Raw genomic sequence first — 12,587 nt, 5'->3', positions numbered from 1 at the left:
GCTCTTATCAAACAAAAAATAACTCATTGTTTTTGCTCTTAAAAATCAAGCCGCTTTAACCAGCTGCAACCCCAACTTTCGCGCCTTGCGCTCCAAGGCGCGCAGTTGCCGGTCCCGGCTACGCTCTTCAAATTCCTCTATTCCTTTCTCAACATAAGGCTGACCTTTGGTCAGCATCGCGTAGATCAGTCGTGCCAGTTGATGCGCTGTCGCCTTAATCGCGCAACAGGTGTCCATCCGGGTCAGGCGCGCTCGGTGGCTGGCACCGATAAAACTTTTGTCGTTACGTGCAATAGAGGCGGCTTGCTTCAGCGCTTGAGCAGCTCGATTAATCACTTTCACCGTCTTTCCAGGAAGGGGTTTTCCTCCCGAAATTCTCGTCGGCGGTGCGAGGCCTAACCACGAACAGAAGTGCTGCGAAGTCGGAAAACGTGATAAATCCGCCCCCAATTCACTGGCCAAAACCAAAGCCGTGTCGATTCCTATGGTTGGGATTGCGGTCAAATCCACGCCCATGACCTTGTTCAGTGCGCGATGCAAAATCAGTTGCTGCTCATTTGAGCGGTGTGGGTTGCGCAGTGTTTTACTGGGCGGGACAACATCCGCCTGAAGCACTGGAAGTCGTTCCAGTGCGTGAGCAATGGCTTGGTCGCACTCACCAATTTGCTTTTCCAGAAAATCATAAGCCGCCAATTCCTGGCTCAGCGCATGCAAATGCTCGGCTCGCCAATTACCCCGCAAGCTACGGGCGACGGTGGCCTGGTCGGCTTTGACACGCTTGTCTCTGAGCATGGCGAGCACTTCTGGATCTCGTTCGCCCTCAACGATTGCTCGCAAAATGCTCATACCCGTCACCCCGGCAATGTTGCTGATGACCTGAGCCAGCTGGATGTTCATTTGGACCAGCGCCTTTTGCATCCGATTAAGCGCTTTGGCTTGGTCACGAACTTTATTACTACGCTGACGGACCAGTGAACGCAGTGAGCACACTTCGTCCGAGGGCCGAAAAGCGCCTCTCAGCAGGCCGTGCGTCATGAGCTGAAGGATCCACTGGCAATCAAGTACATCGGACTTTCGGCCGGTTATCTGCCGCGTTGCCCGCGAATTAACCAGATAGACCTTAAAACCTCTTCTATCCAATATTTCAAAAAGCGGGATCCAATAAACCCCGGTTGCTTCCATCGCCACCATCTTGACGCCCATGGATTCAAACCAGTCGGCCATGGCGTGCAAATCGTCGGTGAAGGTTGAAAACCTTTTAACCGGGTCAGCGCATTTGGTCGGATCAACGGCGGCCAAATGTTCACCGCCTCCAACATCAACGGCAGCGCAGTCAGGGTGGATGACCTCAAAACGTTTTTGGTTCTTGCGCGTCATGACAATTCCTCGCAGGATTGAATGACGCGGGCGGGGTACACGGTGGCGAGCGGATTCACTCTCTTATACGTGGTCACAGCTTGCTGTGCCGACAATGACTCCACGCCGATACCGTGCAGGCCACTCTCCCACTCGGGTGCTGACACACCAGTGCTGGTTACGGCCTTTGCCCCGCCCGCGTTCTTCAACCTTACGATGAACCAGTTTGATGCGCGACAGCGCTACATCGAAGAGGTGGCGGGTCCTCCCACAGTTGATTTGCGGTGTCCTACAATCTTCATTCGCCACATCCACTCCCAGCTTCTACCCTGAGTGCATAGCCCTCAGGACTCCAAGCACTCATGTACAAAGACCTGAAGTTCCCTGTTCTGATCGTGCACCGTGACATCAAGGCCGACACCGTTGCCGGTGATCGGGTTCGAGGCATCGCCCACGAGCTGGAACAAGAGGGCTTCAGCATATTTTCCGCGGTGGATTACGCCGAAGGCCGGCTGGTGGCCTCTACCCATCATGGGCTGGCGTGCATGTTGATCGCCGCCGAGGGCGCTGGCGAAAACACCCACCTGCTGCAAAACATGGTCGAGCTGATTCGCCTGGCGCGGGTGAGGGCGCCCAACCTGCCGATCTTTGCCCTGGGCGAGCAGGTCACCCTGGAAAACGCGCCGGCCGACGCCATGAGCGAGCTCAACCAATTGCGCGGCATTTTGTACCTGTTTGAGGACACCGTGCCATTTCTGGCCCGCCAGGTCGCACGCGCCGCGCGCGCCTACCTTGATGGCTTGTTGCCGCCGTTCTTCAAAGCGCTGGTGCAACACACGGCCGACTCCAACTATTCCTGGCACACCCCCGGCCATGGCGGCGGCGTGGCGTATCGCAAAAGCCCGGTGGGCCAGGCGTTTCACCAGTTTTTCGGTGAAAACACCCTGCGTTCGGACCTGTCCGTGTCGGTGCCGGAACTGGGGTCGCTGCTCGATCACACCGGGCCATTGGCCGAAGCCGAGGCCCGTGCGGCGCGTAATTTTGGTGCCGATCACACGTTCTTCGTGATCAACGGCACCTCGACTGCCAACAAAATTGTCTGGCACTCCATGGTGGCACGCGACGACTTGGTGTTGGTGGATCGAAACTGCCACAAGTCGGTGCTGCATTCGATCATCATGACCGGCGCCATCCCGCTGTATTTGTGCCCCGAACGCAACGAGCTGGGGATTATCGGCCCGATCCCCTTAAGCGAATTCAGCCCTGAATCGATCCGCGCCAAAATCGATGCCAGCCCCTTGACCCGTGGCCGGCCGGCGAAAGTGAAGCTGGCGGTGGTCACCAACTCCACCTATGACGGCCTGTGCTACAACGCCGAGCTGATCAAGCAGCAATTGGGCAACAGTGTCGAGGTGTTGCACTTCGACGAGGCCTGGTACGCCTACGCGGCCTTTCACGAATTCTTTGCCGGGCGTTATGGCATGGGCACTTCGCGCACCCCGGACAGCCCGCTGGTGTTCACCACCCACTCGACCCACAAATTGCTCGCGGCCTTCAGCCAGGCTTCGATGATTCATGTGCAGGATGGCGGCGCGCGCCAGCTGGACCGCGACCGCTTCAACGAAGCCTTCATGATGCACATCTCCACGTCCCCTCAATACAGCATCATCGCCTCGCTGGACGTGGCTTCGGCGATGATGGAAGGCCCGGCCGGGCGCTCGCTGCTGCAGGAGATGTTCGACGAAGCCCTGAGCTTTCGCCGTGCCCTGGCTAACCTGCGCCAGCATATTGCAGCCGAAGACTGGTGGTTCTCGATCTGGCAGCCGCCGTCGGTGGCCGGCATCGACCGCGTCGCCACGGCGGATTGGCTGTTGCACCCGCAGGACGACTGGCATGGCTTTGGCGATGTGGCCGAAGACTATGTGTTGCTGGACCCGATCAAAGTCACCCTGGTAATGCCCGGCCTTAACGCCGGCGGCGCCTTGAGCGACTGCGGGATTCCCGCCGCCGTGGTCAGCAAGTTTCTCTGGGAGCGCGGGCTGGTGGTGGAAAAGACCGGTTTGTATTCCTTCCTCGTGTTGTTTTCCATGGGCATCACCAAGGGCAAATGGAGCACCTTGCTCACCGAATTGCTGGAGTTCAAGCGCAACTACGACGCCAATGCCAGCCTGGCCAGCTGTTTGCCTTCGGTGTTCAAAGAGGGCCCGGCGCGCTATCAAGGCCTGGGTTTGCGTGACCTGTGCGATCAGTTGCATAGTTGTTACCGCAGCAACGCCACGGCCAAACACCTCAAGCGCATGTACACGGTGCTGCCGGACATTGCGATGAAACCGGCCGATGCCTACGACCATCTGGTCAGGGGGGAAGTCGAAGCCGTTTCCATTGATGCCTTGCCAGGACGCATCGCAGCCGTGATGCTGGTGCCTTATCCGCCGGGCATCCCGTTGATCATGCCGGGCGAGCGCTTTACCGAATCAACCCGTTCAATCATCGACTACCTGGCATTTGCCCGCACGTTCGATAGCAGTTTCCCCGGTTTTGTCGCTGATGTGCATGGGTTGCAGCACGAAGATGACGGCAGTGGTCGTTGTTACACCGTCGATTGCATCAAGGGTTAAGGATGTTTATGCAAGCTGTAATGAACCCGAAGTATCCTGGGCTCAGCGTTCGAGTCGCCGACGAGGGCTTTGACGCCTATGTGTGGGGCAATGACTTCAGCTTTGAGGTCGGTGCCTACGGCGTGCCGGAGATGGGCAAGCGTGTCGACCAATGGGCGGTGGAGCGCATCCTGCCGTACCGCAAGTGTTATGGCATCGACCCGGAAGAATTCGCCAGTTTTCGCGATGTCCCCGACAGTGCGATTTTTATGGCGTATCTGGATGATCGCGCGGTGGGGCACGTTGTGGTGAGCACCAACTGGAACGGTTTTGCCCATGTCGACGAACTGGCGGTGGCCTTGCCAGCGCGGCGCCATGGCGTGGCCAAGGCGTTGCTGGATGTAGCGCAGTTCTGGGCGCGCAAGAAAAACCTGCCGGGCATGATGCTTGAAACCCAGAACAACAACCTCGGTGCCTGCCGCCTGTATGAGCGGTGCGGGTATGTGATGGGCGGGATCGACCAATTGCGCTATCGCGGGATTGATCCGCAAACCCGTGAAGTGGCGATTTTCTGGTATCGGTTGTTCAAGTCGGAGTTGCAAATGGCCTGAACACCCTGACGGCTGATGTTCAGGCCAAGTTGACGTGCGGCAGGTCAGGTCAGGAATTGATCCACGAATGTTCGGCGCCGATGTTGATCTGTAACTGGTCACGGAGCGCGCGGTAGTGCGCCTTGGCCTGGGCCACACTCTGTTTGAGTCCATCCGGCTCAGCCAGGCCTTTATCGAGATAATACTGGCGAGTGTCGTCTTCCAGTTTGAACGGTTCGCCGGGCAGGAACCTGTTATTGCGCGTTTGCATTTTTTCTTTGCTCATCCCATCAAAGCCGGCATCGTAGATGTCGGGTCGCTTGGTTTTCAGTACATCGTCAAACATGCTCGGGCCGACGGTTTCAAAGACCTTGCCTTCGTATTCCAGAAAATCTTCGGTGTAGGTGAGCCCGCCGTTTGCCTCTCTGGAAAGTGTTGGGCGATGGGCCTCGAAGTACGCTTTGTTTTTAGTGAAGCGCCGGTTCATCTCGGCGATCATTTCGGTCACGACCGGGTTATCGGGTTGCGTGGCGAAGTTACTGGTATTGAAGAAGGGTTTGTAGTCGGTGATTTTGTGCGCGACCGGTTTGCTCACCAACATATCCGAGTCGCCTGCGTTCAAACCGGCGGTTCCCACGGCGCCTTTGATTGTGTCGTCGGTGTCGAGATAAATACCGCCATATTTGTTCATCAACGGATAGCGAGCCACATCAGAAGTGGCGGCAAGGTTTTTTCCCTGGCCCCTGCGGAAGTAGGTGTACAGCTCTGTGTTTTTCAATGGCTGGAAAAAGTCTTCGTCATGCAAGTTCATGACGGTTACGCCGGGTGCATCCTTGTCCAGCTTGAGCTTGATGGCCTGGAGCAACTCTGGAGTGTCGGCGTCAACGTGCACAATGGATGTGAAGCCCGGCATTTTTTCCGCATTGGTCGCGATGTTCTTGACCAGCTTGTCGGGTATTTCGCCGCCGGCCCAGAAGTAGTGAATGTTGGTAGGGATGGGTTTGATATTGCTGGGCATCTGCAAGATGGCCGGCGGGGTTATCTCGATAAACCTGAAATTGTGCTCGGGGATCTTCGGGGCTTTTTTAAGTTCATTCAGTGGTCCCATCTGCCACTTGTTCTTTGCGGTTCTCCAGAAATATTGGGTGTTTATGCCGTTGGCGTTACCCGAACCGGCCATCCAGGCGCCCGTCTTGGGATCAAAGGTGGTGACATAGTTCATGCCTCGGTAGTTGATGGTGTAGGGGTATGAAGGGCCCGAGTTTATTTTTACGTCGTCCACCGGCACGATGTAGGTGTTTTCGTTGAGTTTCCAGGGGGTGAGTGAGTTACCACCCAATAAGCGATTGGCGCTGGCGGAAGGCTCCCAGCCGGCGCGGCCCAGGTCCCTGACCACAATGTCGTCGCGCGCCCCGCCGGGGTGTTGGATAACCCGCTGGCCGTCCTTGACGCTGGACGGGTAGAGCTTGCCATCGACTTTTATATATTCTTTGTTGTTTGGGCCTATGTAGACATTGCCCTGCAAGCCTTTGACCTGCAATAACTCGGGCGATACGACGGCCTCATACTCGCGCAGAATGGGTTTGGTAGTGAGGACTTTGACTTCGCCGTTCGCCGCTGCCACGGTGGGTTGGAAATTTTTCAGCGGCGCGCCATAGGGCACCCCCTTGGCTGCGTCGAAGGCGTGCCAGTTGCCGCCGCGAAATACCGCACCCATTTCCAGGTCGTGACCGGCAACCTTTGAGGTACCCATGGCCGCCAGCCCATGCTGTGTGCTGGCCGTTTTGAGCAGGTCGTAGCTGCCGCTGGCGCCCCTGAGTGCGTTGAATGCTTTGGTGCCCTTGGACCAGGCCCAGCGACTGATGCCTTTTAGCACGTCGCCCGCACCGCCCAACGGATTGAGCGCTTCGATCGCGACGGTCCCCATAAACCGCGCCGTTCTCGCTGCACCCTTCAGGCCGGTCACGCCCTTGGCGAGCAATTTGCTGGCGTGGGCGGCCTTGCCTGCGCCCAGAGTCACCAGGCCTATCACATCCAGCCCGAGGTCAAGCAAACCGTCGCCGATATGGCCCTGCGTGAAGTTAATGATTGCCGACCTGAAGGGGATCATATTCAGGAAAAATTCGCCGATCGCCTTGTCAGCGGCACGGCTGGTGTCATAGGTGGTGGTTCCGCGGGCATGTTCGAGCAGGTCATCGCCGTGCAAATCCAGGCGTTTAGTGAGTACCTTGGCGATGTAGCGGGTGCGCTCGGAATCGAAGACCTGTGGCGTTTCAGCGGTTGCCGGTAGTTCCTTGGCGTGCGCGGTGTGTTCGTCTTCGAAGGGGTTGAATCGCACCGTTCTGTGCAGTGTGTTGTCGTCTCGGCTATCGAGCCGGGTGTAGGGGGGCGAGTAAATGTGGGCCAGGTAGTTGTGTTTGGAAACGGTTCCGGCGCGTGTATCGATGCGGTAAATATTGACCTGCCCTTCACGGGTGATTTTTACATCCAGGGTATGACCCTTTTGCGTCAGGGTTTTTGTCGACAAGTCCAAACCGATGAGGTAGTCATCGGTATGAAAAAATTCGAGTTTTCCGTATTCGAAATTTTTCCGATCCTCGGGTGGCAAGCTTGAGATAAGGTGCTGGGTCATGCCCGCATGGCCTTTCTCCAGCGCCGCTATGGCCGGCGTGTAGCGCTGCGTAAAAGTGTCTGCCACAGACAGTGCGCCGCTATCGGAAAGCGTGCAAAACTCAATGATGGGGATGCGCTTGTCACGGGTGACCCAATGTTCAAGGTCGTCATTTCTGACCTTATCGCCGTGCATCACCACATCCAGCATTGAATACGTCCCGGGGAAGCGGCCAGGTCGCCCGGGGAGCAACCAGGCTTTGGTGAGGTTTTTTGCCCGGAACGCCTCGTCCGCAACGCCTGGAAATTTGGTCCTGAGCAATTCCATGCCCATGTCTTCGCGCATCGGGATGGGGGTTGCCAGTGCCAGGGCGGTTGCTTGCAACGCTTCTTGCTGGGCGATAAAGGCGTTCTGCACGGTGCGCATTTGAGCCGCGGTGGGCGTTGTGTCGGCCGCCAGATGGCCATTGACTACCCCCCAGTTGTGCAAGGCTTCGCGTTGGATATGTTGTGCGAGCGAGGCTCCGACATCGGTCGTATCCGCAGCGGCGAGTACTTCGCGATAGCTCATGGTGAGCACGCGGCCGGGTGATTCGACTTCCAGCTTGGCTGCGGCGATCGCCAGTTGGGTCCAGGGGACGCTGCCGTAGGTCACGGTGGGCGGTATGTCTTTGACCAGGTATTCAGGCGCGCTGCGTGCCAGCAACATAAGGGCCGCGAGGTCCGCCGACGCCGCAGAGGCGCGGCCTTCCTTGACTAAGTGGTGGCCTAAACCCTCGATCACGACGCTGGCAGGTTGGTTCCAGTACTGTCGTTGCCCAAGATCAAAGCCGCCCACGCGGTTGCGTGCAGGTGAGCCCATGGAATCCGGGTTCAGCCCCAGATGAATCGCTGCCAGCAAGTAGTCGTTAACACTGGTATTCGTTGCAATGCCACCCAATCGGGTTTGAATGGCCTGGCCCAGCGCTTGCGCCTTGGCCGATCCCAGCAGCGTCTCGACTGCGCTGCTGGTGAATTTAAAGTCGTTGGCGGACAGGCTGCAGGCGGACAACAGATAACCCAGCACGCTGGTTTTATCTGTCAGCGGCAGGTCTGGCAGGGCAGGGTCAGGCGCGTTCAACAGGTCGACGATGGCTTGTTTGTCCTGCGTCGAGAGCGGAATCGGCCAGGACAGCGCGCCGCTGAAATTCCCCAGCGGCAGGGTCTGCAAGTGCCGGGTTGCCACCTGATAAAGGGCAAGCAGCGCGTCCAGGGTTTTGGGGACAGGCAAACCGCTGCCGTTGAGGAATGTGCCGAGTTTGACGACGCTGGTGGGCGCTAGGTTATGTTTCTGGTAATAGCTGGAGCCTTCGCAGACCGGCACTGAGGTGCTGTTCAAATGCGCTGCCAGTTGCACTTCCATCAGGTTTTGCTGGTCGCTGGCGGTGTCGTCGGGGAAGGCGGTGTGCAGTGTTTCAATAACCGTGCGCAGTTTTGCAGTCAGGGTTTCCCAGTTACAGCGCTCGGCAAAGGCTTTTTTAAGCGCCGCCGGGTTGTCGAGTTCGTCAGGGGCCGTCGCATCGTTGGCCGGGGCCGCAGTCAGAACCGGTGGGGCACCCTTTAATGCACTGGCGTCCTGTATCGGGGGCAAACTGAAGGGGGGGAGTGCCGGCGGTTGAGTCAGGGTGTGCTGGAGATGGGTCATAAAAATCGCTGTCCTTGATTAGAGTATGTCGTCCGGTAGAAAGCGCGCGGCGGTGCTTTCTGCCTCTGTGAGTGCGACGTCTCTGGAGCAAGGTTCCACGCTGACCTTTAAGGAGTTGTGTCAGTGAACGGGCCATACGAGGGGAGGGGGCGCGATTATTCTGCTGGAGTACCCGGTGCTGTGCCGGTCAGCAAGGCTTGAGCCTTGTGTGCGACGATTTCCAGCAGTGCGTTCAGCGCTGAGCTGGGTTCAGATTCCTTCAACGTCAGTGCGTAAAGGGCTACAGGCACAGGCGGCGATAACGGACACGCATCCAGCCCGGCCTCCCGCGCACCAAAGGCGGTGAACGGGTCGACAATCGCCAAGCCTTCCCCGGCTTCGACCATGCTGCGCATCATTTGATAAGTCTGTACCCGCGTCTGCACCACCGGCAGCGGGCGCAGGGCTTGCAGCTTGCTGTCCAGCAGGCGGCTTAGCGGGTCGTGGCCTTCCAGCCCGATCATCGACTGCCCGGCCAAATCCTGCAGTGCAATGTACTTTTGCTTGGGTTTGAGCCAGCCATGGGGCGCGAGCAGTTGCAACTTGCCCTGGGCCAGTACGGTGCTCTGGATTTGCGGGTGTTGCGGGTCATGCAGGCTCAGGCCCACATCGGCCTCGTGCAACAACAGGCTCCTGACGATCTCCCGGGTCGGCTGGCTCGACAGGTTGCACGGTGTGTCCTGGAAGCGTCGGCGCAGCAGCGCCAGGCTTTGTGGCAAAAGTTGATTGGCCAGCGGCGGCGTGCACAACGCGCGCAGGGTCGGCGCGTGATGGTGTTTGAGGCGGCTGGCCAGGCGCTGCACCGGCTCCAGCGCCTCATAAAGCAGGGCAATACCGGCTTGCAACTCAAGGGTTTCGCGCGTCGCTTGCAAACGCCCGCGCACGCTGGCAAACAGCATGAAGCCCAGTTGCTGCTCGGCCTCCTTGAGGGTTGCGTCCACATCGCCCACGGAGAGTTGCAACCACTCGGCGGCCAAGCCTGGGTTTCCGGTCTGCAAAATGGCCTGAATCACTTCGATATGACGTAAACGCATCGCCGGAGTCTATGTTCAGTGCGGTGGGGTTTCAATGGCTGGGTAAAAAAGAGCACAGGCCTGGGTGAGTGTTGGCTACCGTCAGTGTGTATGTCACTGTCACGGGCAGGTTATACAAAGAATGTATCAATCGAGGGAAAGGGGAGTCTCATCATGCCGGCAAGTCTTATAACCGCAAAAATACCCACCCAGCGTGGCTTTACGCGCTGGGCGGTGCTGGTGGTGCTGGTCATCATCGGCTTGTTGGCCCTGGCATTGGGGCCACGCCTGTTCGGGGATGTGACGCTGGCAGAGATCGCGACCGCCAAGGCTCAAGTGGCTGAGCTGGGCAAGGCTGTCGAGCAGTTCCATCAGGACACCGGCCGCTATCCTACGGATGAGGAGGGCCTGGAGGTGTTGACCGCGCAATCTGCGCCGTCGGCCAACGGCAAAGGCCCCTATATCAAGGAAGAGCTATTGACCGACCCTTGGGGCATCGCCTATCAGTACCACTACCCGGCGTCCCAGCCCAACACCGCCTTCGATCTGTTTTCATTCGGCAAGGACCGGACCCTGGGCGGCGTCGGCGATAACAAGGATATTACTTACGGCGACCACTGAATCACCTGGCATTCCCCATCGACCCGATTAGAATGACGCAGCTGATCATCAACGACCAATGCCGTTCGCACGGCACTTAAAACAACAACAGGTCTGGTCTCACATGCCTCTACCCTCGACGTTTTTCGGGGTAAGGGCCAAACAACTGCTGGTCTTGGTGACCTTTGGTTGCGTGGCTGCTTATCTCCTCAATAATCAAGACGAACGCACCCCGGAAAACCACGCCCTAGAGGCGTTTATCCGTTCCCAGGAACAGGTGAGCGAGCAGGTGGGGGCGGTGCTGGAGATTGCGCTGGTCAGGCAGGTAGTGGCGTATCCCGCCTACGGCACGCCGGGCTACAAACGTTCGCTGTATGCCGTTGAAGGCGAGCGGGGGCGGTTGCTGGTAACGCTCAAGCAACTGGACGGCGAGCAGGACGTGGAGGTGACGCAAATACGCCGCCCGTGATCCCCCCGGCCCAGTCAACGCCAGTGATGGCCAGGACTGAGCAGGTCGATAAGGCGGGATCTTATGAAGCGAGGATGGTTTGCGATTCGCGGGTGATGATGGTCCCCGACTGGATCAATTTGAATTCATCGCCTTCCAATTTTTCTACACGGTCGCCAATGGCCAGCTTGTAGGTGGTGGTAGGCAGCGAGCCAGCCTGGCTGTCCTGCGCCGGGTTGGATTCCTGGAACTCATGCACGGAATACACGCGTCCTTCCGCGTCTCTGGCATGGAACTGTCCGACAAGTACTGCAGCCATCTGTTTAGAACCTCTGGAGATAAACACTCGATTTGCGGTTCTGTAGACCGTCATGGAGCGGGGTAGTTTACCTATGGAAAAAAAATACTATTCTTTGATGTTTTCCGACGTTTCCTACACTGGTGAGTGCGTGGCAAACGGCGTTGAGATTATCAAAACTCACTGGTGAAGCTGTCGTGAAGTCTCTATAACTACAAGCTCCTTTAGTCAGACGTCGGGAAAACCTCATGAGCAAGGTCTACACGATTGCCGTCCTGGTTGGCAGCCTTAGAAAAGAGTCGATCAACCGTAAGGTCGCGTTGGCACTGGCCGAACTGGCCCCCGCCAATCTCAAGTTGAGCATTGTGGAAATTGGCGATTTGCCGCTCTACAACGAGGACATCGACGGTGCAGCACCGCCGGCAGCCTACAGTACTTTCCGTCAGCAAGTACGTTCATCCGACGCGGTGTTGTTTGTAACCCCGGAATATAATCGTTCCGTGCCCGCCCCGTTGAAGAATGCCATTGACGTTGGGTCGCGTCCTTATGGGCAGAGTGCCTATGGGGGTAAGCCTGGGGCGATCATCAGTGTGTCGCCGGGGGCCATTGGTGGGTTTGGTGCCAACCACCATCTGCGCCAGTCGCTGGTGTTTCTGGATGTGCCTTGCATGCAGCAGCCTGAGGCGTACCTGGGTGGGGCGGGGAGTGTGTTTGACGAGGCGGGTAAGGTGTCGGAGAAGACCCGGCCGTTTTTGCAGACGTTTATTGATGGGTATGGTAAGTGGGTTGAGAAACAGTTGGGTTGATGGGGGGCAGGGCGTGGTGATTGAGTACATATCCGTTGCTGCGGTAACGGCGGCTTAGGGTTCCGCCCTTACGGCGGGTCACTTTTGGCAAACGCCCGGAATGCCGGCCCAGCCAAAAGTAACCAAAAGGTCTTCGCCCCACCACTCGGCACCTCGCCTAGGCTCGGTGTGCCAGAACGAAGGCTTGAATCCGTGGGCCGCCGCGATGGGCCATCCTTGGCCCAGCGCGGCTAACCCGGCGTCCTGCCGGGTTACCCACGGATTCAAGCCTGCGTTCGGCCATCGTGGTTGACGGGGCGCCTGAGATCAAAAGCAGATCAAGATCTACAGCACGGCGGCCTGAAAGCCGACCTGAGTGGTTGAATCAAAAGCCAGATCAAGTGCAAAGCAACAGCCTATCTACCTGATGCCGCGGGGTCTAAATGTGGGAGCGGGCTTGCTCGCGAATACGGTGGGTCAGTCAATTTATCTGTCACTGGCCCACCGCATTCGCGAGCAAGCCCGCTCCCACCTTTGACCGAGTATGGCTTTGCTGTTGCTGTTGCT

At 57.9% G+C, this 12,587-nt stretch carries 9 protein-coding genes; 5 read left to right on the top strand and 4 right to left on the bottom strand.

The genetic code is table 11. The features are described 5' to 3' along the window. Positions 1 to 45: 45 nt before the first annotated feature. Complete coding sequence (locus BFP92_RS26640; RefSeq protein ID WP_065911656.1) at positions 46 to 1,377, bottom strand: IS110 family RNA-guided transposase; 1,332 nt, start codon at positions 1,375 to 1,377, stop codon at positions 46 to 48. Between the two features lie 341 nt (positions 1,378 to 1,718). Here BFP92_RS26640 and BFP92_RS26635 point away from each other — a divergent pair, with 341 nt between their 5' ends. Together BFP92_RS26635 and BFP92_RS26630 are read left to right on the top strand one after the other, a co-directional pair. Beyond that, positions 1,719 to 3,974 (top strand): Orn/Lys/Arg family decarboxylase, encoded by a 2,256-nt coding sequence (locus tag BFP92_RS26635; RefSeq protein WP_065931803.1) that lies wholly within the window; start codon positions 1,719 to 1,721, stop codon positions 3,972 to 3,974. 8 nt (positions 3,975 to 3,982) lie between these two features. Next, the gene (locus tag BFP92_RS26630) at positions 3,983 to 4,564 is read left to right on the top strand and encodes a GNAT family N-acetyltransferase (RefSeq protein ID WP_074854517.1); all 582 of its coding nucleotides are present in this window, start codon (positions 3,983 to 3,985) and stop codon (positions 4,562 to 4,564) included. A 49-nt stretch (positions 4,565 to 4,613) separates the two neighbouring features. On the opposite strand, the gene BFP92_RS26625 is transcribed toward BFP92_RS26630, so the two are convergent. Next, entirely contained in the window at positions 4,614 to 8,837 is a 4,224-nt protein-coding gene (locus BFP92_RS26625) for a glycosyltransferase (protein ID WP_065931801.1), read from the bottom strand. A gap of 155 nt (positions 8,838 to 8,992) precedes the next feature. Further along, positions 8,993 to 9,910 (bottom strand): LysR substrate-binding domain-containing protein, encoded by a 918-nt coding sequence (locus BFP92_RS26620; RefSeq protein ID WP_065931800.1) that lies wholly within the window; start codon positions 9,908 to 9,910, stop codon positions 8,993 to 8,995. Between the two features lie 153 nt (positions 9,911 to 10,063). On the opposite strand from BFP92_RS26620, the gene gspG reads away from it, so the two are divergent. Next, entirely contained in the window at positions 10,064 to 10,510 is a 447-nt protein-coding gene (gene gspG / locus BFP92_RS26615; RefSeq protein WP_065931799.1) for a type II secretion system major pseudopilin GspG, read from the top strand. A gap of 103 nt (positions 10,511 to 10,613) precedes the next feature. Next, entirely contained in the window at positions 10,614 to 10,958 is a 345-nt protein-coding gene (locus BFP92_RS26610) for a hypothetical protein (protein ID WP_065931805.1), read from the top strand. A 61-nt stretch (positions 10,959 to 11,019) separates the two neighbouring features. On the opposite strand, the gene BFP92_RS26605 is transcribed toward BFP92_RS26610, so the two are convergent. Continuing rightward, positions 11,020 to 11,256: a hypothetical protein gene (locus tag BFP92_RS26605; RefSeq protein WP_056859483.1), complete on the bottom strand. Its 237-nt coding sequence runs from the start codon at positions 11,254 to 11,256 to the stop codon at positions 11,020 to 11,022. Between the two features lie 227 nt (positions 11,257 to 11,483). Here BFP92_RS26605 and BFP92_RS26600 point away from each other — a divergent pair, with 227 nt between their 5' ends. Further along, positions 11,484 to 12,041, top strand: a complete 558-nt coding sequence (locus BFP92_RS26600) for an NADPH-dependent FMN reductase (RefSeq protein ID WP_065931798.1) — start codon at positions 11,484 to 11,486, stop codon at positions 12,039 to 12,041. Positions 12,042 to 12,587: the final 546 nt, after the last annotated feature.

The organism is Pseudomonas sp. 58 R 3 (genome assembly GCF_900006605.1).
Classification (GTDB): Bacteria; Pseudomonadota; Gammaproteobacteria; order Pseudomonadales; family Pseudomonadaceae; genus Aquipseudomonas; species Aquipseudomonas salomonii.
This window is presented reverse-complemented; position numbering and strand designations above follow the sequence as displayed.